The 22,681-nt window shown below is 73.0% G+C and carries 21 protein-coding genes, 1 tRNA gene and 1 pseudogene; 11 read left to right on the plus strand and 12 right to left on the minus strand.

The genetic code is table 11. The features are described 5' to 3' along the window. Window positions 1-34 precede the first annotated feature (34 nt). Window positions 35-301: a hypothetical protein gene (locus V3N99_13385; GenBank protein ID MEO3937733.1), complete on the plus strand. Its 267-nt coding sequence runs from the start codon at window positions 35-37 to the stop codon at window positions 299-301. Here V3N99_13385 and V3N99_13390 read toward each other — a convergent pair. Next, the gene (locus V3N99_13390; GenBank protein ID MEO3937734.1) at window positions 298-1,290 is read right to left on the minus strand and encodes a hypothetical protein; all 993 of its coding nucleotides are present in this window, start codon (window positions 1,288-1,290) and stop codon (window positions 298-300) included. The genes V3N99_13385 and V3N99_13390 overlap by 4 nt on opposite strands. A 112-nt stretch (window positions 1,291-1,402) precedes the next feature. Here V3N99_13390 and V3N99_13395 point away from each other — a divergent pair, with 112 nt between their 5' ends. Further along, on the plus strand, window positions 1,403-2,515 hold the full coding sequence (locus tag V3N99_13395) for an oxidoreductase (GenBank protein MEO3937735.1): 1,113 nt from the start codon (window positions 1,403-1,405) through the stop codon (window positions 2,513-2,515). Here the strand turns inward: V3N99_13395 and V3N99_13400 are convergent. Further along, on the minus strand, window positions 2,512-2,931 hold the full coding sequence (locus V3N99_13400; protein MEO3937736.1) for a hypothetical protein: 420 nt from the start codon (window positions 2,929-2,931) through the stop codon (window positions 2,512-2,514). The two genes, V3N99_13395 and V3N99_13400, sit on opposite strands and share 4 nt — an antisense overlap. Window positions 2,932-3,046: 115 nt before the next feature. Between V3N99_13400 and V3N99_13405 the strand changes: the two genes are divergently transcribed. Continuing rightward, a complete protein-coding gene (locus V3N99_13405) occupies window positions 3,047-3,499 on the plus strand; it encodes a pyridoxamine 5'-phosphate oxidase family protein (GenBank protein ID MEO3937737.1) in 453 nt (150 codons plus the stop codon). 27 nt (window positions 3,500-3,526) lie between these two features. Here the strand turns inward: V3N99_13405 and V3N99_13410 are convergent, their stop codons facing one another. The 3 genes from V3N99_13410 to V3N99_13420 all read right to left on the minus strand — a co-directional run bounded on the left by V3N99_13410 (window position 3,527) and on the right by V3N99_13420 (window position 6,665). Next, entirely contained in the window at window positions 3,527-4,177 is a 651-nt protein-coding gene (locus V3N99_13410; GenBank protein MEO3937738.1) for a response regulator transcription factor, read from the minus strand. After that, window positions 4,174-4,779: a CBS domain-containing protein gene (locus tag V3N99_13415; GenBank protein ID MEO3937739.1), complete on the minus strand. Its 606-nt coding sequence runs from the start codon at window positions 4,777-4,779 to the stop codon at window positions 4,174-4,176. Before V3N99_13415 ends, V3N99_13410 begins: the two co-directional genes overlap by 4 nt. A gap of 155 nt (window positions 4,780-4,934) precedes the next feature. Then, entirely contained in the window at window positions 4,935-6,665 is a 1,731-nt protein-coding gene (locus tag V3N99_13420) for a GAF domain-containing sensor histidine kinase (protein MEO3937740.1), read from the minus strand. Between the two features lie 159 nt (window positions 6,666-6,824). Between V3N99_13420 and V3N99_13425 the strand changes: the two genes are divergently transcribed. From V3N99_13425 to V3N99_13445, 5 genes are all read left to right on the plus strand, one after another. Next, window positions 6,825-7,277 (plus strand): hypothetical protein, encoded by a 453-nt coding sequence (locus tag V3N99_13425; protein MEO3937741.1) that lies wholly within the window; start codon window positions 6,825-6,827, stop codon window positions 7,275-7,277. A gap of 96 nt (window positions 7,278-7,373) precedes the next feature. After that, window positions 7,374-7,979 carry a hypothetical protein gene (locus V3N99_13430; GenBank protein MEO3937742.1) on the plus strand — a complete coding sequence of 202 codons (606 nt, stop codon included), beginning with the start codon at window positions 7,374-7,376 and terminating at the stop codon, window positions 7,977-7,979. A gap of 44 nt (window positions 7,980-8,023) precedes the next feature. Continuing rightward, window positions 8,024-8,968 carry a universal stress protein gene (locus V3N99_13435; GenBank protein MEO3937743.1) on the plus strand — a complete coding sequence of 315 codons (945 nt, stop codon included), beginning with the start codon at window positions 8,024-8,026 and terminating at the stop codon, window positions 8,966-8,968. Then, complete coding sequence (locus V3N99_13440) at window positions 8,968-9,969, plus strand: universal stress protein (protein MEO3937744.1); 1,002 nt, start codon at window positions 8,968-8,970, stop codon at window positions 9,967-9,969. Before V3N99_13435 ends, V3N99_13440 begins: the two co-directional genes overlap by 1 nt. Before the next feature lie 80 nt (window positions 9,970-10,049). Continuing rightward, on the plus strand, window positions 10,050-13,037 hold the full coding sequence (locus V3N99_13445) for an aminotransferase (protein ID MEO3937745.1): 2,988 nt from the start codon (window positions 10,050-10,052) through the stop codon (window positions 13,035-13,037). A gap of 38 nt (window positions 13,038-13,075) precedes the next feature. On the opposite strand, the pseudogene V3N99_13450 reads toward V3N99_13445, so the two are convergent. The 3 genes and pseudogenes from V3N99_13450 to V3N99_13460 form a co-directional block, all read right to left on the minus strand. After that, a pseudogene (locus tag V3N99_13450) lies at window positions 13,076-13,291 on the minus strand (CotH kinase family protein). Between the two features lie 628 nt (window positions 13,292-13,919). Continuing rightward, window positions 13,920-13,996, minus strand: a tRNA-Pro gene (locus V3N99_13455). Between the two features lie 142 nt (window positions 13,997-14,138). Then, window positions 14,139-15,089 (minus strand): metallophosphoesterase, encoded by a 951-nt coding sequence (locus V3N99_13460; GenBank protein MEO3937746.1) that lies wholly within the window; start codon window positions 15,087-15,089, stop codon window positions 14,139-14,141. 58 nt (window positions 15,090-15,147) lie between these two features. Here V3N99_13460 and V3N99_13465 point away from each other — a divergent pair, with 58 nt between their 5' ends. Beyond that, window positions 15,148-15,603 (plus strand): GatB/YqeY domain-containing protein, encoded by a 456-nt coding sequence (locus V3N99_13465; GenBank protein MEO3937747.1) that lies wholly within the window; start codon window positions 15,148-15,150, stop codon window positions 15,601-15,603. Between the two features lie 26 nt (window positions 15,604-15,629). Here the strand turns inward: V3N99_13465 and V3N99_13470 are convergent, their stop codons facing one another. Next, window positions 15,630-18,059 (minus strand): transglycosylase domain-containing protein, encoded by a 2,430-nt coding sequence (locus V3N99_13470; GenBank protein MEO3937748.1) that lies wholly within the window; start codon window positions 18,057-18,059, stop codon window positions 15,630-15,632. A 259-nt stretch (window positions 18,060-18,318) separates the two neighbouring features. Here V3N99_13470 and V3N99_13475 point away from each other — a divergent pair, with 259 nt between their 5' ends. After that, on the plus strand, window positions 18,319-18,678 hold the full coding sequence (locus V3N99_13475; protein ID MEO3937749.1) for a WhiB family transcriptional regulator: 360 nt from the start codon (window positions 18,319-18,321) through the stop codon (window positions 18,676-18,678). A 211-nt stretch (window positions 18,679-18,889) separates the two neighbouring features. Here V3N99_13475 and V3N99_13480 read toward each other — a convergent pair whose 3' ends face one another. Together V3N99_13480 and V3N99_13485 are read right to left on the minus strand one after the other, a co-directional pair. Further along, window positions 18,890-19,999: an ArsA family ATPase gene (locus V3N99_13480; protein ID MEO3937750.1), complete on the minus strand. Its 1,110-nt coding sequence runs from the start codon at window positions 19,997-19,999 to the stop codon at window positions 18,890-18,892. Between the two features lie 98 nt (window positions 20,000-20,097). After that, window positions 20,098-21,117: an ArsA-related P-loop ATPase gene (locus tag V3N99_13485; GenBank protein ID MEO3937751.1), complete on the minus strand. Its 1,020-nt coding sequence runs from the start codon at window positions 21,115-21,117 to the stop codon at window positions 20,098-20,100. A gap of 113 nt (window positions 21,118-21,230) precedes the next feature. On the opposite strand from V3N99_13485, the gene V3N99_13490 reads away from it, so the two are divergent. Continuing rightward, window positions 21,231-21,908, plus strand: coding sequence for an HAD-IA family hydrolase (locus V3N99_13490; GenBank protein ID MEO3937752.1), 678 nt, complete (start codon window positions 21,231-21,233; stop codon window positions 21,906-21,908). Here the strand turns inward: V3N99_13490 and V3N99_13495 are convergent. Further along, a complete protein-coding gene (locus tag V3N99_13495) occupies window positions 21,895-22,671 on the minus strand; it encodes an alpha/beta fold hydrolase (protein ID MEO3937753.1) in 777 nt (258 codons plus the stop codon). The two genes, V3N99_13490 and V3N99_13495, sit on opposite strands and share 14 nt — an antisense overlap. Between the last annotated feature and the right edge of the window lie 10 nt (window positions 22,672-22,681).

The raw sequence follows: 22,681 nt of genomic DNA on the forward strand, positions 1-22,681 counted from the left end.
ACCCGACCCGTCACGTCCCACGAGAGGATTCACCATGAACGACTACGCGATCGTCATCGAGACCGGCTACAAGCGCACCTCGGCGAACTACCAGATCGAGCTCGTCGGCCCGCTGCCCCGACCCGAGGCCGAGGAGCAGTTCGGCCGACTGCGAAGAGGAGGTGACGAGCGACTGCCCGCCGACGCCGATGCCGTGGTGATGGACGCCGGCCCGACCCAGTTCCTGCGGCTGCGGCGGGTGCGCGGAGCCACCGTGATGGACCGGGTCACCCTCGGCCCCACCGTCGAGCAGACGGGCTAGAGCCAGCCCAGCTCACGAGCCCGCAGGGCCAGCGGGAAGCGCGACTCCACCCCGGTGAGCTCGCAGAGCACGGTGATGTTGCGACGGACCGTGCGCACGTGGACCCCCGCGCGTCGGGCCACCACCTCGTCGGTCAGACCGGCCGCCAGCCCCTCGAGGATCCGTTGCTGGGCCGGGGTGGGGCCGACGCCCGCGGGGCCGGTGTCACCGGGGGTGAACGGCGCGGCGCAGTCCCACACCGTCTCGTAGAGATGACGGGCCAGCTGCACCACCTGGGGGTCCCGGATGACGATCGCGGCCCGGTCGTCGTCCGAGGAGCGGCGCGAGATGATCGCGAGGTCGTCGTCGTAGATGATGGCGTGCACGGGCACGACGGGCAGCGTGCGGAACTTCACCCCGATCGGCTCGAGCTCGGCGACCGCCTTGCGGGTGGCGGCGTTGGTCAGGGTGCCGACGTGGTAGAGGTTGCGACGCTCGACGCCGCGCTCCACGAGCTCCCGGTCGTAGATCGCGGACGCCCGGTGCATCTCGGCCCGGAAGTCGACGCGCGGATGCATGATGTACGCCCGCACCGCGCAGCGGGCCGCGGCGTCGCTGACCACCCGCGCCACGGTGGCCGGGGTGTCGACCAGCTCGATCTGATGGTCGGACTGCTGCCGACGGGACCGCGCGGTCGCGTAGACCTGCTCGAAGAGGGCCAGCCCCGACCGTGCGGTCTCGACGGCCTCGTTGAGGGTGCGGATGCGTCTCAGGTCGTCGTGGGTGCTGTCGGCCACCGCGATCTCGGGTGACACGGCGGCATACGACCGGTCGGCCGCGTCCGTCGGCTGGAGCAGCCGGAGCCCGACGAGCGCCTCCTCGGCGCGGGCGATGTCGTCGAGGCCGAGCCCGAAGTGGTCGGCAGCCGACTCGCGGGTCCAGTTCGGGTGCTCCACGGCGTAGGAGTAGAGCTGCGCCTGGGTGGCCGCACCCGTCGGTGTCTCAGCCACCCGCACCTCTCCCCCCGGTCGTCATGATTCATGATGATATGCGCCCGGCGCGCTCAGCGCGGGGCGGCCCGCCGGTGGTCAGCCGGTCGCCGCGGGTCTAGGTTTCACACCCATGACCCGTCGTCGCCCCCTCCTGGCCCTGCTCCTGGCGGGGGTGACGGCGCTCTCGGCGGCCGTGGTCTCCGCCCCCTCCGCCCCTGCTGCCGGCGCGGACACCCCACCCCTGGCCTGGTCGCTCCTCGCGACCGGGTCGGCCGAGCGCTTCCGCGGGCTCTCGGCGGTCGACGACCAGGTGGCGTGGGTGAGCGGCACCAACGGCACCGTGCTGCGCACCATCGACGGCGGCGTCACGTGGGCGTCGGTGGGGCCGAGGCTCGCGGGGGCCAACGCGGCCTTCCAGTTCCGCGACGTCGAGGCCTTCTCGGCGACGACCGCGGTCATCCTCTCGATCGGCACGGGTACCGACTCGCGCATCTACCGCACGCAGGACGGCGGGGCCACGTGGTCGCTCTCGTTCGTCAACCACGAGGCCACCGCCTTCTACGACTGCCTCGCCTTCACCACGCCCAACCGGGGCGTGGCGAGCAGCGACCCGGTCGACGGCAGGTTCCGTCTCGTCGAGACGGTCGACGGCGGTCGCACCTGGACCCGCGTGGCGACCGTCGGGATGCCGCCGGCGCTCGACGGTGAGGCGGGCTTCGCCGCCAGCGGCACCTGCCTCAGCGCCGGCCAGGGCCAGCGGGTGTACCTCGCGACCGGAGGCGCGATGGCCCGGGCCCGCGTGCTGCGCAGCGACGACGGGGGCCGAGTCTGGCAGGCAGCCGACACGACCGTGCGAGGAGCCCCGACGGCGGGGGTCTTCTCGGTGCAGTTCCGCGACGCCCGCCACGGGATCGCTGTCGGCGGCAACTTCCGCAAGCCGGAGGTGACGGCCCACGCCGCGTCGTGGTCGGACGACGGCGGCGCCACCTGGCAGCAGCCGACGACCGCCACCGGTGGCTACCGCTCCGGCTCCTCGTGGGTGCCCGGCGCGGGCGCCGAGGCCCTCGCGGTCGGGCCGACGGGCTCCGACGTGACGACCGATGGTGGCCGCACCTGGCAGACCTTCGACACCGGGTCCTTCGACTCGGTGCAGTGCACGAGCGGCTCGGTCTGCTGGGCGTCCGGCGAGCTGGGCCGGGTCGCCCGCCTCACGGTTCCCGCGGCGGTCTCGGCCCGTCGCTAGCCGACGTCCACCGTCATCACGGTGCAGGCTCCGCTCTCCCGGCACCGCTGCGCGACGGTGCTGCCGTCGCGGTCGGCCCCGACCACGAGCAGCGTCGCGTCGCGGGCCCGCTCGGTGAGCACCTCGACAGGGTCGCCGACGGCGACCTCGAAGGTCGAGGGCACCGTCACCCCGTCCTCCCACGCGGCGCGGGTCACGGCATACGCCAGAGAGTCGGCCGCGAGCACCTCGTGGGGCGCGGATCCGGGGGGCAGCACCCGCACGACGCGCACCGACCCGCGGCGGGCCAGGGCCTCGGCAAGGGCGGTGTGCACCAGCGGGACCGCGCCGAGGTCGTCGAGGATGCCGACGACCACCTCGACCGGCGTGCCCCGCCGGTGCGGGGGGTGGGCGGGGAGCTGGTCCGGGGAGGGCATGGCCCCAGCGTCAGCGTCCTGCCCCTGTCGCGGCCACGGCCAAAGGTCCCGCCGCCACCTGTGGCGGGACCAACGTCCCTGCCCACCACCGCGTCGGGGCGACATCGTCGACCTCATGGACGACACCGACACCTCCCCGACCGCTTCGACCGAGGAGCTCGCGCAGCACGAGTGCTGGGAGCTCCTGCGCCGCGAGGGGGTCGGTCGCCTCGCGGTCACCCACCTCGGCGCACCAGACATCTTCCCGGTCAACCACCTCGTCGACCACGGCAGCATCGTCATCCGGACGGCCGCCGGCACCAAGCTCGCCGCGGCGGCCGGGCGTCCTGTCGCCTTCGAGGTCGACGGGCACGACCTGACCGCCGGCACCGCCTGGAGCGTCGTCGTGCGGGGCACCGCCCGCAAGATCCTCGAGCGGGAGGAGACCCTCTCGGCGCTGCGCCTGCCGCTGGTGCCGTGGCAGGAGGGACGCAAGCCCTGGTTCCTGCGCATCGAGCCGGTCGAGGTCAGCGGTCGGCGCCTCGTCCTGTCACCCGGTGCCCGTCAGACCCCGAGCCAGCACGGCTGACGGGCTGGCCGGCCGGCTGCAGCCCGCTCAGCCCCCGCCGCCGCGACCCGTCCTCGGGTGCTGCACCGCATACACGGCCGCCTGGGTGCGTCGCTCCATGCCGAGCTTGGCGAGCACCGAGGTGATGTAGTTCTTCACCGTCTTCTCGGCCAGGTGCATGGCCTCGGCGATCTGCCGGTTGGTCAGCCCGCGCGCGACGTGATCGAGGATGAGCCGCTCCTGGGGAGTGAGCAGCCGCAGCCGCGGGTCGGTCTCGGTGCCCGCGTTCCACCGGTTGGCGAGCAGGCGGGCGGGCGCCGTGTCGAGCAGGTTCTCGCCCACGGCCACCCGGTGGATGGCGTCGACGATCCCGTTGCCCCGGATGTCCTTGAGCAGGAACGCCGACGCGCCCGCGAGGACCGCTGACGCGATGGCCTCCTCGTCGTCGTAGGAGGTCAGCACGATGCCCTTGATCGACGGGTCGACCGCGCGCACCTCGCGACACGCGGTGATCCCCGACCCGTCGGGGAGGCGTGCGTCGAAGATCGCCACGTCGGGCCGCAGTGCCGGGATGCGTCGGGCCGCCTCGTGCGCCAGTCCGCTCTCTCCGACCACCTCGATCGTGCCGGTGGCCTCGAGCAGCTCGCGCAGCCCACGGCGCACGATCTCGTGGTCGTCGAGCAGGTAGACCCTGATCACGACCCCGCTCCCGTCGCCGCGACCCGGACCGACCGCACCCCGAGCACCGAGGCCGCCAACCGGGTGGCGAGGTCCTCGTCGCGGGCAGTGGCCGGACCGGTGACCAGCACCTCGCCCCGGACGAGGCTCGCCCTCCAGCCCGGGGCGCCCAGCTCGGCCAGCACGGCCGCCACCTCGGCCAGGACGACCGCCTCCGGGCGGGCCAGGGCCCGGACGACGTCGCTGCGGCTGAGGACCCCCACCAGCAGCCCGTCACGCACCACCGGAAAGCTCTTGAACGACGTGCGGACGAAGAGGTGGGCAACCTGGGCCACGTCGTCGTCCTCGACCACGGTGACAGGCGCACGGGTCATCAGGTCGGCCACCACCGGTGGCAGGGGTTCGCCGTGGGTCTGGGTGGGCCTCAGGTGCGACCGAGGGTCGGCCTCGAGGGTCGCGCGCAGCAGGTCGACCTCGCTGAGCAGGCCGACGACCGCGCCACGTGCGTCGACGACGGGCAGAGCCGTCAGCCGGCGCTGCCCCAGCAGCATCAGCGCCTCGGCGCACGAGGTGGTCCCACCGACGCTCGTGACGGGGGTGGTCATGATGTCGCGGACGAGCACGTCTTCCTCCTCGGCTGTTCTGGCGGGTGGTGGCGGGTGGTGGCGGGGGGTGGCGGGTGTCGGCGCGTCGAAGCGCCCCCACCCACCCTGCGCCGTATGGGGCCGCGCCGTCGGGACCTTGGTCCCGTGTCCACCGTGCGGCACCCCATCCGGGCTCAGCTCTTCGGCAACGGTGCTCGCCACTGCAGGGTGGTGCCGCTCGGCTCGCGCCGCTCGACCACGAAGCTGCCGTCACGGCGCGCCGCCCGGTCACCGAGGTTGACCAGCCCGCTGCGCACCTGGCTGGGGTCGAGCCCGACGCCGTCGTCGTCGACCCGCACGACGATGTGCCCGTCGTGCTCGCCGACGTCGACCGACAACGTGCTGGCCCGAGCGTGCCGGACCGCGTTGGACAGGCCCTCGCGGACCACCGCGACGACGTCGTCGACGAGGGTGGTCGGCAGGGTCGCGAGCGCGGGGTCGAGCGTGAGGACCGGGGTGGGGCCGGCGCTGTGCGACAGCACCTGCACGAGGTGACGCAGGTGCTCTCCGAGCTGTCGGGCGCGGGGGTCCTGCAGCTGGAAGATGGTGAGCCTGATCTCCTTGATCGCGGTGTCGAGCTCGTCGACCGCGTTGTCGAGCCGCTCGCGCACCACGTCCTGGTCGACCACGGCGGTCGCGGCCTGCAGCGAGAGCCCGGTGGCGAACAGCCGTTGGATGACGTGGTCGTGCATGTCCCGGGCGATCCGGGCGCGATCGTCGAGCATCGACAACCGGGCCTCGTCGCGGCGGGCGCGGCCGGCGAGGAGGGCCAGCCCGGCCTGCTGGGCGACGTCACCGAGGGCGTCGAGGTGCAGGGGCACGTCGTTGCTCCCGGCGGCCGACCAGACGGCGAGCAGCACCCCGGTGCGGTCGCCGACGCGGGCCAGCGGGGCGACGACCCCCTCGCCGGCCCGGTCCGCCCCGAGCAGGGTCGCGAGCTCCTCCATCGCCCCGGTCGCGAGACCCGACGGCCCGCTGGGCGTGAAGCGCACGGGTTGGCGAACCGAGCGCAGCCCCTCCCACAGGGGACCCTGCAGCGTCCTCGCCTCGCTGGCGTCACCGACCGGGCGCAGCACGAGCAGGTCCCCGTCGTCGAGTGCGACGCCGACGCTGGCCGCACCGGTCACCCTCTTGACGGCGCCGACGAGGGTCTCGAGCGCGGCGTCCTCGTCGTCGTCGGTGAGCAGGGCGTGGGTCAGCTCGCGTGCCACCTCGCTCCACTGCGAGCGACGGCGTGACAGGTCGTAGAGCCGGGCGTTCTCGATGGCCACACCGGCCGCGGCCGCCAGCGCCTCCAGCACCGACTCGTCGGTGGTGGTGAACTCCTCGGCCCCGATCTTCTCAGCGATGTAGAGGTTGCCGAAGACCTCGCCGCGGGTGCTGATCGGCGTGCCGATGAAGCTGGTCATGGGCGGGTGGCCCGGGGGGAAGCCGAAGGAGTCGGGGTGGGCGCCGATGTCGGCGATCCGCCGCGTGCGGGGGTCGCGGATGAGCAGCCCGAGCACCCCGTGACCGCTGGGGAGCTCCCCGATCGTCGCGCGCTCCTCGTCACTGACCCCGTGGGTGATGAACTCCACGAGGCGCTCACCGTCGCCCCCGAGCACGCCGAGGGCGCCGTACCGCGCACCGACCAGCGCGCACGCCGAGTGGACGATCCGCAGCAGCACCTCGGGCAGGTCGAGGTCGGAGCCGACCGCGACGACCGCCGCCAGCAGCTGCCCCAGTCGGTCGTGGCTGGCCTGGGCGGCGACGGCTCGCGAGCGCAGCTCGGTGAGCAGGTCGTCCAGCTCGAGGTGGCCCAGCCCGGCGAGGCCACCGCCCACGGGCCCGCCAAGGGGTCGCGACAGGGGTGGGGGTGGCGTCATGACGACATCATGCCGCTCTGCGGCGCGGTGGTCACGGGACCTTCGGCCGTGTCCGACCGTGGTCGACCTGGCCCAGCATGGCTGACGAGCCCCGTGGCTGCCACGGGCTGCTTCGCCGGTCGGGTAGCCCGTCGGTGACGACCCACGAAGGGATCCGTCTTGCCTGACCAAGAGACCGCCGGTCCGCTCGCCTCCACCCCGGGACTGCCGGGTGTCTACCACCGCCGTTCGCCGATGCGTGAGGTGGTGGCGGGCCTGGTGAACGACGGGTCCGCCGACGCGGTGGCGCGGGCGGCGGTCGAGGAGGCGGCGATGCGCCAGTGTGCCGTGCGCTTCGTGCAGGTGCTGCCCGAGTCGTCGACGGCACCGGATGCCGACGAGCGCACCTTCGCGGCTGCCATGCACGCCCTGGCCCGGCACAGCCGGGTCCGCGCGACCTTCGAGGTGGTCGGGGGGGATCCGGTGGCGGTGCTCGTGTCGAGGACGACCGGCGCCAGTGTCCTGGTGCTGGGCGAGGACCAGCTGGGGGCCTTCCCGGCGATCGCGGCCGCAGCCCAGCGCAAAGCGCAGTGCCCGGTGCGGCTCATTCCCCTTCCTGGGAATCATCACTAGCGCAGGAGGGGCCCAAGGTCCCTGTCGCGCAGGCGCTTCGGAGACGAGGCTGACGTTATCGGCCCGGGAGGCCGACCCCGAGACCAGGAGCACACCGTGAGCACCAGCACCTCCCGCAAGGCCCCGCAGCCGACCGCAGACCGCACCGCCGGGCCCCCGGCCCGGGCCGGACGCTCGCCGTACGACAGCCCGCTGGTGCACCGCACCGCCGCCGTCATCCGGCTGAGCATCGCCTTCGTCTTCCTGTGGGCGTTCTTCGACAAGCTCTTCGCCCTCGGCCACGAGACCGGCAAGGACGCGAAGACGGGTGTCACCTCGCTCTTTGGCCCGGCCGCGTGGATCCACGGCGGCTCGCCGACGAAGGGCTTCCTCTCGCACGCCACCGGTCCCTTCTCAGGAATGTACGGAGCCATGGCCGGAGCCGGATGGGCCAACTGGCTCTTCATGCTCGCTCTGCTCGGCATCGGTGGGGCACTCGCCTTCGGCGTCGCCTCCCGCCTGGCCACGACCTCCGGCGTGCTCCTGCTCGTGCTGATGTGGTCGGCCGCCCTGCCCCCGTCGAGCAACATCTTCATGGACGACCACCTCATCTACGCCATGACCCTCGTGCTGATCGCCGGCCTCGGTGCGGGGCACACGTGGGGCCTCGCTGCTGCCTACGAGCGGCTGAGCATCGTGCGGCGCTTCCCGGTCCTGCGCTGACCCCCGCCGGATCCTCACCCACCCATCTCGACAGGAGCACCAGCATGAGCACCGCCGACACCACCACCCGATCCGACCTGACGTCGACCACCGACCCGAGCCACGGAGCGGTCGTCGTCGGGCTCGACGCCGACGGCTCGGCCAGTGCCGCCCTCGACTGGGCCGTCGAGGACGCGGTGCGCCGCCACCGGCCCCTGCACCTGGTCTGTGCCGCCGAGCCGGTCTACCCCGACGTCATGGCGGGCGCGATCGTCATGGACTCGGCCGACGACAGCTCGACCGAGGTGCTCGACGCCGCCGTGGCGCGGGTGCACGAGCTCGCGCCGGGCCACGCCGTCCACGGCACGGCAGAGCGCCTGCGCGCGCTCGACGTGCTCGTGCACGCCTCGCGCACCGCGGATGTCCTCGTCGTCGGCACGCACGGCCACGGCCGCCTCGGCACGCTGGTGCTCGGGTCCACGTCGCTGCAGGTCGTCTCGCAGGCCACCTGCCCGGTGGTGGTGGTGCGTCACTCCGCTCCCGTCCCGTCCCCGGAGAGCCGTCCCCGGGTCGTCGTGGGGGTCGACGGCTCGGCCGTCTCCATGGCGGCCGTCGACTTCGCGTTCGCTCAGGCTGACGCCCGCGGCATCGGCCTCACGGTGATTCACGGATGGAACCCTGACGCCGTGAAGGGGGTCGACGTGCGCACGCCGTCCGGCAACCGCTTCCGCGAGGCCGGGCAGCTCGAGGTCGCCGCGACCGCTGAGTCGATCGCGGGCCATGCCGCGCTCTACCCCGACGTCGACGTGCGCACTCACGTCATCCGCAAGTCGCCCACCGACGCCCTCGTGGCCGAGGCTGACGGCGCCGAGCTGCTGGTCGTGGGCAGCCGGGGCTGGGGTGACGTGCGTGGGCTGCTGCTCGGGTCGGTGAGCCAGGGCGTGCTGCGCCGGGTCCCCTGCCCGGTCGCGGTCGTGCGACCCCGGCTGGTGCCGGCCCAGGACGCCTGATGCCCTCGCACACGGGGGGGATCGTCTCCGGCTCCGTCGTCACCCGGCTCGAGGCGGCGTCCTACGAGGCCGTGCAGACCGAGTCGCACGAGGAGGCCCAGTCGCACGCCGAGCCACCGCCGGCGGTGGTGCGCCCGATCGTCGTCGGTGTCGACGGCTCCGGGGCCGGCGGGCTCGCCCTCGACTGGGCGGCAGCGGAGGCCGGTCGCGCTCGTCGGCCGCTCCATCTGCTCCACGCCTTCGAGATGGACGCCGTCACCGTCTCACCGCTGTTCGTCGCGCCCATGGCGTGGTACGACCCGCAGTGGTCGCTGACCCAGGCGGCGGAGCGCCTGGCCGCCATCGCCCCCGACCTTCCCACCACCTCGTCGCAGTCCAACGAGACGCCCACCCAAGCCCTCGTCCGCGCGTCGCACGACGCGGCCCTCGTGGTCGTGGGCACGCGGGGCCACACCGCGGCGGGCGCGCTGGTGGTGGGCTCGACTGCCGCCCGCGTCGCCGGGCACGCCGTGTGCCCGGTCGTCGTCGTGCGGGTCGCACCGCGCCCGTCGGCCGCCCCGCGGGTCGTCGTCGGGCTCGACGGGTCGCCCAGCGCGACCTCCGCCCTCCGCTTCGCCGCCCACTGGGCTTCCGAGCACGGCTGCCGGCTGTCGGTCGTGCACGCCTGGCCCGGTGACATCACGATCGACGACGTCCGCGCGGTCGAGAGCGTGCGCGACGAGATCCGCGAGGCGGTCCGTCGCGGCCAGGTGGAGCTGACCGAGGCGATGCTCCAGCCCGCCCGCACGGCCTTCCCCGGCCTGCCGGTCGATGTGCTGGTGCCGGCGGGTGGCCCGGGTGGGGCACTCGTCGACGCGTCCGAGGACGCCACGCTCGTGGTCGTCGGCAGCCGGGGGCGCGGCCTGTTCAAGGGCCTGGTCCTGGGCTCGGTGAGCGAGCACGTGCTGCACCACGCCCACTGCCCCGTGGTCGTCGTGCCGTCCGGGGTCCCCGGGGGCTGATCCCCCTACGATCGAGCTGGTCGACCTTTCCATCGACCCCCGACGACTCGGGCTGCCACGACGACGGACGACACACACCGATGCAGGTCGACGACTTCTCCCTCGAGGTATCCCCCCGACCCTCGGTCGACGCGGCCCGCGCCGCTGTCATCGCCCGTGAGCTGTGGGGCGTCGCGGGGCCGGTGGTCGAGCTGGGCAGCCAGCAGGACCGCAACTTCCGGATCGACACCGGTGAGCGCAGGGTGGTGCTCAAGGTCGCCAACCGCGGCTGGGGGGCCGCGGCGCTCGAGGCCCAGAACCTCGCGCTGGTGCACCTGGCGACCCACCACCGCGAGCTGACCGCACCTGTGCCCCTGGCGGCGCTCGACGGGCGCCTGCTCCACGAGGTGGCCGACGGCGAGGGCGACGGTGAGGGCACAGTGCTGGTGCGCCTGCTCACCTACGTCGAGGGCACGCCGCTGTCGGGTGCCCGTCGACTCTCAGCCGACGTGGTCTCCGACCTGGGGCGGATGTCGGCACAGGTCTGCTCGGCTCTGTCGGCCTTCGAGCACAGTGGGCTCGACCGCGCCACGCAGTGGGACCTGCGACGCGCAGACACCGTCATCGAGCAGCTCCTGCCCTCGGTGGGTGACCCCGGACGTCGGGCCGTGGTCGCCGAGGCGGCGGCGCTCGCCTCCGCGCGGCTGGCCGAGGTGGCGGACCGGCTGCGCACCGGGCCGATCCACGCCGACCTCACCGACGACAACGTCGTCGGGTCGCGTGACGCGGCGGGCCGGGTGCGCCCGGACGCGGTGATCGACTTCGGTGACCTCAGCCGCAGCTGGCTCGTGGGCGACCTCGCGGTGACCTGCTCCTGCGTGCTGCGTCATCCCGGGCAGGGGCTCGCCGACCTGTTGCCGGCCGTGCGCGCCTTCCACGAGGTGGTGCCCCTGACCGACGCCGAGATCGCCGCGCTGTGGCCGCTGCTGGTGCTTCGGGGGGCCGTATTGGTCGCGAGCACGGAGCACCAGCTGGGGCTCGACCCCGACAACGCCGACCTCGCCGAGCCGCTCGAGGGGGAGTGGCGCATCCTCGACTCCGCCCGGGCAGTCGGTCTCGACCTGGCCGAGGCGCTCCTGCGGGCCGGGCTCGGGCTGCCCGTGGCAGACCGGCACGAGGCCGCGCATGCGGCGGTACGCTGGGCAGCGCCCGTGCTGGCCGGGGGTCCGGGCGAGACGGCGGTGGTCGACCTGTCGGTGACCAGCCCCCTGCTGCACTCCGGGCGGTTCCTCGAGGCGGGTGCCGAGGCCGAGATCCTGCGTGAGGCGGCAGGACGCCTGGGGCGAGGGAAGGGGGCGGTGTCGGCGGTGCCGGTGGTGCCGGCAGGGTCGGCAGTGACCCGGTGGGGTGAGGCGAGGCTCACCCGCACCCGGCTCGACAGCCTCACCGAGCCCGAGACGGTGGCCCTCGGTGTGGAGGTCGTTGCTCAGGAAGGCGTCGAGCTGCTTGCCCCACTCGGTGGAGTCGTTGTCCACGAACGGGATTCGTCCTTCCGGCTGGTGCACGACAGCGGGCTGTGCCTCCTGGTCGACGGAGTCGGCGTCTCCGTCGGTGACGGTGAGCCGGTGGACGTCGGCGCCTCGATGGGGATGGTCACGGGCGAGACGGTCCACCTGCAGTGGAGCGTCGCACCGCAGCTCGACCCACCGGCCTTCGCGGCCCCGTCGACGGCGGCGGGCTGGCTGGCTCTCTGCCCCGACCCGTCCCCGCTGCTCGGGGTCGACGTCGTCGCCCCTCGTCCCGACCCGGCCGACCTGCTGCGTCGACGGCGCCGCGCACTCGCGTCGGTGCAGGAGAGCTACTACGTGGAGCCGATGCGCGTCGAGCGCGGTTGGCGCCACCACCTCGTCGACGTCGAGGGTCGCGCCTACATCGACATGGTCAACAACGTCGCGGCGATCGGGCACGGGCACCCGCGACTGGCCGACGCGGTGGCCGCGCAGCTACGCCTGCTCAACACCAACTCGCGGTTCCACTACGAGGCGATCGTGCAGTTCTCGGAGCGGCTGGCGGCCCTGGCCCCCGACGGCCTCGACCAGGTCTTCCTGGTCAACAGCGGCTCGGAGGCGGTCGACCTGGCGCTGCGGATAGCCCAGACGGTCACCGGCCGAGCCGATGTCGTCGCCGTGCGCGAGGCCTACCACGGCTGGACGGCGCTCTCGGATGCCGTGACGACGTCGCTCTACGACAACCCGTCGGCGCTCGAGAGCCGCCCCGACTGGGTCCATCTGGCCTCGGCGCCCAACGCCTACCGCGGACGCTTCCGCGGCGCGAGCGCCGGCGCCGACTACGCCGCCGAGCTGCGGGAGCTGGTCGAGGGTCTGGTCGCCGACGGCCGGCCTCCGGCGGCATACATCTGCGAGCCGTTGCTCGGCAACGCCGGTGGGGTGGTCCTGCCCGAGGGCTACCTCGCCGCGGCCTACGAGTCGGTGCGGGCGGTGGGCGGTCTGACGGTCGCCGACGAGGTGCAGGTCGGCTACGGGCGCACGGGGCGATGGTGGTGGGCGTTCGAGCGGTCGGGGGTCGTGCCCGACGTCATCACGATCGCCAAGGCGATGGGCAACGGCCACCCCCTGGGCGCCGTCATCACCACTCGCGAGATCGCCACGGCCTTCGAGGCGGCCGGCTCGTTCTTCTCCTCGTCCGGGGGCAGCCCGGTCTCGTGCGTCACCGGCATGACCGTGCTGGACGTCATGCGCGACGAGGGACTGCAGGCCAACGCCGTGACCGTCGGTGACCACCTGCTCGAGGGCTGCACGGCGCTCATGGCGCGCCACGCCCTCATCGGCGCGGTCCACGGCACCGGGCTCTACCTCGGGGTCGAGCTGGTGCGCGATCGCACGACCCTCGAGCCGGCAGCCGCCGAGTGCGCGGCGGTCTGCGAGCGGCTGCGCGAGCTTGGCATCATCGTGCAGCCGGCGGGGGAGCGGGCCAACGTGCTGAAGCTCAAGCCGCCGATGTGCCTGACGCGGGACAGCGCCGACGTCGTGCTGCACGCGCTCGACTCGGTGCTGACCGACGGCTGGTGAGCCGTGGTCGTGCCTGCGAAGGTCGGTCGCAGGACGGCATACCGCTTCTTCACCAGGGCGAGGAAGGTCGGGTTGTCGAGCATCGCGTCGAGCCACGGTGAGCGGCCGCGCACCCAGGCGTCGTTCGATGGCTGCGTGCCGAAGAAGTAGGTGCCCATGGACAGGTCGAAGTCCCACAGCGGGCCCATGCCGAGCTTCCCGAGACGGGGCTTGTACATGTAGGTGCTGGAGTACCAGGAGTCGTAGCTGCGCACGTCGATGACGCGCCTGAGCTTGTTGTAGGCGGTGCTGCTCGTCAGCAGGGCGAAGATCTGGGTCTCGGCTGTGTCGATCTGGCTCTTGAGGTAGGCGATCTGCTCGACCGTCGGTGGGTCGAGGTCCTTGATGGTGGAGGGCGCCCCGGTGCGGTCGGCGTGGAAGTCCCTGCGCCGGCAGCGGGTGCAGCTGGCCCAGGAGCGGCTCGAGGTGGGCCCACGCTGGGTCGACTCCGACCTGGTCCTCCCGACCCGGCTCGGGACTCCGATGGACAAGGACAACGCCCGTCGGGTCTTCCGCAGTGCCCTGGAGCTCGTGTCCGGGCTCGACGCCGAGCAGTGGTCACCGCGCGATCTGCGCCACTCGTTCGTCTCGCTGCTGTCCGACTCCCGGGGTCCCGCTGGAGGACATCTCGCGCCCGGTCGGTCACAGCGGCACCAGCGTGACCGAGCTGGTCTACCGGCACCAGATCCGCCCGGTCATCCAGACCGGCGCCACGGTCATGGATGCCCTCTTCGGCCTCGACGCCCTCGATGCCGTCGAGCGACTTTCACCCAGCTAGTCACTCACCCACGGGGAAGGCCCTCCACCCGAAGCGGGCAAAGGGCCTGTGACCTGCGAAGACGGTGGTCGGGGTGACAGGATTTGAACCTGCGGCCTCTTCGTCCCGAACGAAGCGCGCTACCAAGCTGCGCCACACCCCGTGGCTGGTCTGCCAACCTCCGGGTGATCCGAGGGCGAGCAGCGCTGCCAATCGTATCTGCTCACACCCGGGTCGTCCCAATCGGTATGACCCACGCAGGCGTGGGTGCCGGGTGCCGTGCTCGGGACCTCCCGACGGGAAGGTCAGCGGGAGGGCTCGAGGGTGAGCAGCGTCGCCTCGGGGCGGCAGGCGAAGCGCACCGGCGCATACGGGGAGGTCCCCAGCCCGGCCGACACCTCGAGCCACGCCGCGTCGGGCGGGGCCAGGCGCGAGTGCTGGCGGCCCGCTCCCGGCCACCAGCGCGAGACCCCCTTGACCCTGCTCGGGTCGAGGTCGCAGTTGGTGACGAGCGCACCGTGGAAGGGCACGCAGATCTGCCCGCCGTGGGTGTGGCCGGCGATCAGCACGCTGGCGCCGTCGCGGGTCATCGCGTCGAGGGTGCGCTGGTACGGCGCGTGGGTGACGCCGATCGTGAGCAGCACGCTGGGCTCGGCGGGGCCCGCCACGAGGTCGTAGCGGTCCCTGTCGAGGTGCGGGTCGTCGACCCCGACGAACTCGACGGGCTCGCCGGCGACCTCGAGCACCGCACGGGCGTTGGTCAGGTCGGCCCACCCTCCGGCCACCATCCCGGCGACCAGCCGCGGCGTCGGCAGCCGCAGGGTCTCGTGCCAGTGGTCGAGCCGGATGGAGTCACCCACGAGGTAGCGGAGCGGGTTCTTGAAGCCCGGCGCGAAGTAGTCGTTGGAGCCCAGCACGAAGACCCCCGGCGCATCCATCAGGGGCTCGTAGGCCCGCAGGACGACGTCGACCGAGTCGGCGTGCGCGATGTTGTCGCCCGTCGTCACGACCAGGTCGGGCTGCAGCGTCGCCAGTCGGCGCACCCACTCGACCTTGCGCTTCTGCCCGGGCATCAGGTGCAGGTCGCTGAGGTGCAGCACCCGGATGGAGCGGTGCCCGCGGGGCAGCACCGGCATGGCGCGACGCCGCAGCACGAAGGCGTTTCGCTCGACGAACGAGCCGTAGCCGACCCCCAGCGCGCCGAGACCGGCCGCACCCATCCCGAGCTGCAGGCCGGCTCGCACGAGAGGTCGCATCGGCACATGCTGCCACGTCCCACCAATGCGCTTGCGCCCTGCTGGGAGACTGGGGGCCATGAGCACCCTGAAGGACACTCTCCGCGCCGACCTCACGACCGCCATGAAGGCGCGCGACACGACCAGCTCGGCCACCCTGCGCATGGCGCTCACGGCGGTGACGAACGCCGAGGTGGCCGGCGACACCGCAGTCGAGCTCACGGACGACGACGTGCTCAAGGTGCTGAGCAAGGAGGCCAAGAAGCGCAAGGAGGCGGCCACCGCCTACCGCGACGCCGGCCGCCCTGAGCTCGCCGACCAGGAGGTCGCCGAGCTGGCGGTCCTCGAGGGCTACCTGCCGTCGCAGCTCGGCGACGACGAGCTGGAGGACCTCGTGCGTCGCGCCGTCGCGGACACCGGCGCGACGGGCATGGCCCAGATGGGCCAGGTCATGAAGGCGGCCCAGCCACTGGTCGCCGGTCGCGCCGACGGCGGCCGCATCTCGGCCGTCGTACGGCGCCTGCTGGCTGGCTGAGCGCCGACCCGAGGGGTCAGCCGCTGTTACCGCCCGGTCGGGGGGGCCCCACCGGCCGGGCCGGGCCCGTTGCCACCACTGACGAAGCCGGACCCGGGACCGGACGACGTGAAGATGTTGACGGTGCTCCCGACGGGGGCACCACCTCGCGGTGACGTCCCTGCCACGATCCCTGGCCGGTAGTTGGAGGCGATGCTGCCACCGACGACCACCTGGTAGCCCTGGGCCTGCAGGATGGACGTGGCGGTGGCGACGGAGTAGCCGATCGGCGACGGACTGAAGGGCTGCGGGTCTCCGGTGGCGATCTTGGCCGAGGGCGCCGGGAAGTCGGCGTTGGGCTCGTTGCGCAGGGCGTAGTCCATGATGCCCTTCCAGACGGGAGCCGAGATGCTGGCGCCGAAGACCACGGGATATGGCCGGCCCGCGAGGTTGATGTTGTCGAGGGGGTACTTGGTGTCGAGCGGCGTGCCGGTCCACACAGCGGTCACGACCTGGGGGGTGAAACCGGCGTACCAGGTCTGCTTGTTGCCGTCGGACGTGCCGGTCTTGCCGGCCGCGATGTGTCCGTTGGCCAGGGCGCTGCCCGACGCCGTGCCGCCGGGCAGCAGCGTGGCCTTGGCGATCTGGGCCACACCGGCGGCGACGTCGGGGTCGATGACCTGCTTGCAGTTGTCCTTGCCCGGCGTCGGGACCTTGAGCGCCTTGCCCGCGCTGTCGGTGATGGACAGGATCGGGACCGGGGTGCACAGCTTGCCCTTGGCCGCGATGACCCCGTAGGCGCTGGCCACGGTCATGGGCGAGACCTCGGTGGCGCCGAGCACGATGGCCGACAGGTTGCGCGGCATCGGAGCGCCGATCGACTGGTGCATGCCCATGAGGTTCTCGGTGTCGCGCACGTTGCACGACCCGACCTGCTGGGCGAGCGCGATGAAGGCGGTGTTGACCGACTTCGCGGTGGCCTGGGTCAGCGTGAGGTTGCCGCCCTCGCCGTTCTGCTCGTTCTTGACCGGGCCGTAGGTCTCGGACCCCGACAGGCCACAGTTCTCGGCCCCTCCCGGGAAGTCCTTCGAGGTGTAGGTGGTGGGGTTCCCCGGACCGGCTTCCCGGGCCTGCACCCGGGTGGTGATCGGCAGGCCCTGCTTGAGAGCCGTGACCAGGGCGAAGAGCTTGGCGGTGGAGCCGAACTGGAAGCCGCGGGACCCGCCGTACTGGTAGTCGACGGCGTAGTTGACCTGGGTGAAGTTCCACGGCTTGTTCTTGCCGCCCGGGTCGTAGGTGGTGTTCTGTGCGATGCCCCGCACCCCACCGGTGTTGGGGTCGAGGGTCACGGCGGCCGACCCGATCCGGATGCCGCGCTGCTCGTTGCCCTCGGGCACGCGCTGCTCGATCTGCTGCTTCATGGCCTGGGCCAGCCCGGGCTCGAGCGTTGTCTTGATGGTCAGGCCACCGTTGTAGATCTTGGTCTCGCGGTCCTTCTGGGTCTTGCCCAGCACGGCCATCTGCGGGCTCGTGAGGAGGTACTGCAGCGCGTACTCGCAGAAGTAGGCGAACTGCCCCGATCCGGCGCACGAGCTCAGCGGCGCCGTCACCTTGAGCGTCTTGGCGATCGGCGTCCGCCGGGCCGCGTCGTGGTCCTTCTTGGAGACCAGCTTGAGCTCGAGCATCCGGTCGAGCACCACGTTGCGGCGGGCCTGGGCCCGGACAGGGAAGTTGACCGGGTCGGTCGTGCTCGGGTTCTGCACCAGACCGGCCAGGGTGGCCGACTCGACGAGGTTGAGGGTCTTGGCGGAGTGGCCGAAGTAGCGCCTCGACGCGGCCTCGACGCCGTAGGTCTGGTCGCCGTAGTAGCTGATGTTGAAGTAGCCCTGCAGGATCTGGTCCTTGGTCAGCGACTTCTCCAGCTGGATGGAGTACTTGAGCTCCTGGAGCTTTCGCGTGTAGGCGGCCAGACCGCGCTGGGTGGCCGCGGCGTCGGCCGCGGCCTTGTCGCCCTTCTTGATCGCGGTCTCCTGCAGCAGCAGCTTGACGTACTGCTGGGTGAGGGTCGAGCCACCCTGCACGGTGCCCTGCGCGTTGGAGACGACCGCGCGCACGAGGCCGCGGGTGTCGAGCCCGCCGTGCTCGTAGAAGCGACTGTCCTCGATGGCGACCTGGGCCTTGCGCATCAGGGGCGAGACCGCCGACAGCGGCACGATGACGCGGTTCTGGTCGTAGGGCGTGGCCAGCAGCTTGCCGTCGGCGGCGATGATGCGCGACTGCTGCGAGAGCGGGGCGGCGGTGAACGAGTCGGGCAGGGAGTCGAAGACGTCGATGCCCGAGCGGGCGGCCGTGCCCACGGCCCCGACGGCCGGGATGGCCACGCCCGCGGCCAGCAGCCCCATCACCATCGCTGTGGCCACGAAAGCCCCGAGGAGGCTGATGACGCTCGCGATGTTCGTCGTTCGTCCTGCGCGCATACGGCAAGGGTAACCCGCACCACTGACCCCCTCCTGACCTGCGCAGGGGGTGCTGTGAGACCGGTGGGTGCTGCCTGTGGGCGGGATGACTAGTTAATCGGGCCCCACCGAACCATCCCATCGGAGCATGGGCACGGGGCGACGGGGAGCCTAGATTTGAGGTGGCGCCGGACTGCTCAGGGGTGAGCGGCCGGTGGGGGCCCGGGTCAGGATGATCCGGTGCCTGGGGACCATCTGGGGACAATCAAGGGGAACGCACATGACGACCACGACCATCGGCTCCACCGGGAGCCCGCAGGACTTCAGCGGACCGCGCCCGGGCCTGCAGGCCGACTGGGCCCCGCTCGGCAACTGCGTCAAGAGCGACCCGGACGCACTCTTCGTCCGCGGGGCCGCCCAGCAGCAGGCCAAGCTCATCTGCCAGCGCTGCCCCGTCGTCGCCGAGTGCCTCGCCGACGCCCTCGACAACACCACCGAGTTCGGCGTCTGGGGTGGCATGACCGAGCGTGAGCGCCGCGCCATGCTGCGCCGCCACCCCCGGGTCGCCTCCTGGTGGATCCTCTTCAACGAGCACCGCCAGCAGGGCACTGCCGCCCCGTCGGGGGCCCGCACCTTCTGACCGCTCGGGCGCATCGCGCCCGTGACGGTCAGGGGACGAGGTCCCGCCGAGGGCGCCGGCCGTGGGGGGCGTCGCCGCAGGAGTGACCTCATCCGCCTCACGAGGCGGAAGCCGTGCACGCGAGCAGGGCCCCACCGCCCGCCGCGTGCACGGCCTTGTCGTCGTACGGCGTGCTCCCGGGTCCCGTGGCCTCGTGGCCCGGGTCGTCGCCTCAGGCGCCGGCGAGCGACGCGCCGACGGAGCGCAGCCCGGCGAGGTCGTGCACGTCCTCGGCGAGCGCCGGCACCTCGACCACCGGGGTCGTCGGGTGCCCGGCAGAGAAGCGGTCGGTGAGGTTGCGCTGGCGCGCGGACGCCTCGGCCACCCCGGCGTGCACCGTGAGCAGGGCGGCCGTGAGCAGGTCGCCCGCCTCGGTCAGCTGCTCGGCGGCCGCCCGGGACCGGCCCGCGCTCAGGCCCCGGGCCGCCATGGACTGCACCCGGTTGACCACGAGCCCGCTCAGCGGCATGCCGTCGGCGCTCAGCCGGTCGACGAAGAACGACGCCTCGCGCAGCGCGTCTCGCTCGGGCGCCGCGACGACGACGAAGGCGGTCGACCCCTGCTTGAGCAGGGCGTAGGTCTGGTCAGCCCGCTCGCGGAACCCGCCGAACATCGTGTCGAGGGCCCCGACGAAGGTCTGCACGTCCCGAAGCATGTCGCCGCCGAGCACCTTCGACATCGTGGACGACACGAGGTTGACGCCGGCGTTGAAGACCTTGAGGTAGGCCCGGCCGCCCGCCTTGGCCGGGGCGGTCAGCAGCCGCAGGAAGCGGCCGTCGAGGAAGGACCCCAGCCGCGACGGCGCGTCGAGGAAGTCGAGGGCCGAGCGGGACGGCGGCGTGTCGACGATGATGAGGTCCCACGTGCCCTCGGCGTCGGACTGGGCCCGCAGCTGGCCGAGCTTCTCCATCGCCATGTACTCCTGCGTGCCCGCGAACGAGCTGGAGACGGCCTGGTAGAACGGGTTGGCCAGAATCTGCTCGGCCTTGTCGGGCGTCGAGTGCGCGAGCACGACGTCGTCGAAGGTGCGCTTCATGTCGAGCATCATCGCGTCGAGGCGACCGCCGGCCGCGAGGTCGAGACCCACGACGGGTCGGGGCTGGTTGTCGAGCTCGGTCAGCCCGAGTGACTGGGCCAGCCGACGGGCCGGGTCGATCGTCAGCACGACGACGCTGCGGCCCTGCTCGGCCGCCCGCACCCCGAGGGCGGCGGCAGTCGTCGTCTTGCCCACGCCGCCCGACCCGCAGCAGACGATGACGCGGGTGCCGCGGTCGGCGAGCAGCGCGTCGACGTCGAGGCGGGGCGCCGCCGCCCGAGCGGCGGGACCGGCGGGCGCCTTGCGGGAGCCGGCCGCGCCCGCACGGCGCACACGGGGAGGGGTCACGACACCATCCCCTGACCCAGCAGCAGGTCGGCGAGCTCGCGGATCGCCGAGACGTCGATCCCGTCGGTAAGGGCCGGCAGCGAGAAGACCGGCATGCCCAGCTCGTCGACCCTCGTGCGCAGCTCGGTCTCGAGAGCGACCCGCCTCGCGTGGTCGCGGGCCTCGGTGACCAGACCGTCGACCACGACGTCGGTGGTGGCCAGCCCGGCCGTCTCGAGCCCGGCCCGGATGGCGTCGCGGTCGACCCGCCCGCGGGCGGCCGCGCGCAGCTGCCGGTCGGGCAGGATGGGTGGGCGCACCTGGTTGACGACGACGGCACCCACGGGCATCCGGGCTGCGCGCAGGTCGGCGACGGAGTCGGCGGTCTCCTGCACCGGCATGTCCTCGAGCAGCGTGACGACGTGCACGACACTCTGGCCCGAGCGGAGCATGTTGGTGATCGAGTCGGCTTGCCCCTTGATCGGGCCCATCCGGGCGAGGTCGGCGACCTCCTCGTTGACCGACAGGAAGCGCACCACCCGGCCGGTGGGCGGGGCGTCGAGCACGATCGCGTCGTAGACCATGTCGCCCTCGACGGGGTCGGTGCGGCGGCCGTCCTTGTGGCGACGGTTCGCCTCGTAGACCTTGCCGATGAGCAGCACGTCGCGCACTCCGGGGGCGATCGTCGTCGCGAAGTCGATCGCCCCGAAGCGCTCGAGCACCCCTCCGGCGCGGCCGAGCTTGTAGAAGATCTGGAGGTACTCCAGCAGCGCGGCCTTGGCGTCGACCGACAGGCCCATGACCTCTCCACCACCGGGCGCGCGGGCGAGGCGGGTCTCGGCGATCGACAGCGGCCCCACGTCGAAGGTCTGGCTCAGGCCCTGTCGGCCCTCGACCTCGACCAGCAGCACCCGCTTGCCGCCCGACGCCAGCGCCAGCGCGAGGGCAGCCGCGACGGTGGTCTTGCCCGTGCCGCCCTTGCCCGTCACGACGTGCAGGCGTGCCCGGGCCCAGGGCAGGGAGGAGGGGTCGGGCATACGTCAAATCTAGTGCCGCCCGATTCGGGCGTCCCGCAGACCCCGCCACCGACGGGCCGTCAGCAGGAGAGATGGGTCACCCGGGCCGTCACCACCTGCCTACGCTGACCGGTGTGACAAACGACCTCAGCGCCCTGACGGGCCGTGACTTCGCCGCCGTGCTCTTCGACATGGACGGCACGCTCATCGACTCGACCCCGGCCGTCGGGCGCTGCTGGGCCCGGTTGGCGCAGGAGGAGGGCATCGACCCCGCCCGCTTCGAGGGGCGGCACGGGATCCCGGCCCGCACCACGGTCGAGGCGCTGCTGCCGCCCGACCGCTGGGATGCCGCGACCGCCCGCCTCACCCAGCTCGAGATCGACGACACCGACGGCGTGGTCCTGCTGCCGGGGGCCGCGGAGGCGTTGGCCGCCCTGGCCCCGCAGGGCAGGTCGGCCATCGCGACCTCGTGCACGCGCGACCTCGCGCGGGCGCGACTGCGGGCGAGCGGGCTGGTCGCGCCCGCGGTGGTGGTGACGGTCGACGACGTCGAGAGGGGGAAGCCGCACCCCGATCCCTTCGTCGAGGCGGCCCGGCGGCTCGGGGCCGACCCGGCCGACTGCCTCGTCGTCGAGGACGCCCCCGGGGGTCTGCGCGCCGGCCGGGCGGCCGGGTGCGCGACCCTCGCGGTGGTCACCACCAGCACCGCACAGGAGCTGTCGGTCGACGACCTCGCCGACGCCGTGGTCGGCGACCTGTCGGCCGTGCGCTTCGCGGTCGTGGACGGGCGGGTGCGGGTCAGCCCCGCGTGAGGTCCTCGAGCACCTCGACGACGGCTGCGTAGGCGGCGTGGTCGGGGTCGATGACGACCATGTGGTCGGCGCCGTCGAGCTCGACCAGCCGCACGGGGGCGTGGGGCTGCGTCGAGGCGGCGACCTTCGCGGCGTACGAGCGGGAGACCTCGAGGGGCACCGTGTCGTCGGCGGTGCCGTGCACCAGCACGACCGGCACGGCGGGCGTGGTCATCGCGGGGTCGGCGGCGGCGAGCGGGTCGGCTGCGTCGGCGGCGGGCGGGCCGCCGAGGAAGTCGGCCACCGCGCCGTCGCCCATGCCGAGCTCGACACCGCGCACGAGGTCGACGCAGCCCGCGAGGCTGACGGCGCCCCGCAGGCCGAGGGCCCACGGCTGCGAGGCGGCGAGGGTGACGAGGTGGCCACCGGCCGAGTGGCCGAGGAGCACCGTGGGCGTCGGGAGCGTCGCGTCGGCGCGCACGGCGGCGATCGCGGCGGTCACGTCGTCGACCGTGCCCGGCCAGCCACCGCCGGGCATGCCCACCCGGCGATACTCGACGACCGCGACGTGGAAGCCGCGGTCGGCCAGGCCCTGCGCCTGGGGCGCCGCGTGCGCGCGGTCGAAGGACGCGCGCCAGAAGCCGCCGTGCACGACGACGACGGTGACGCCGCGGGTGTCGTCCGCGGTGGTGGTGGGCTCGCGCACGTCGTAGACCTGCGCGGGGTCGTCGCCGTAGGAGGTGGTGCGGCTGGCGGGGTGGGGGGCGGAGGCATCGGCGGGCATCCCCCGACGC

Source organism: Dermatophilaceae bacterium Soc4.6, assembly GCA_039889245.1.
Taxonomy (GTDB): Bacteria; Actinomycetota; Actinomycetes; order Actinomycetales; family Dermatophilaceae; genus Lapillicoccus.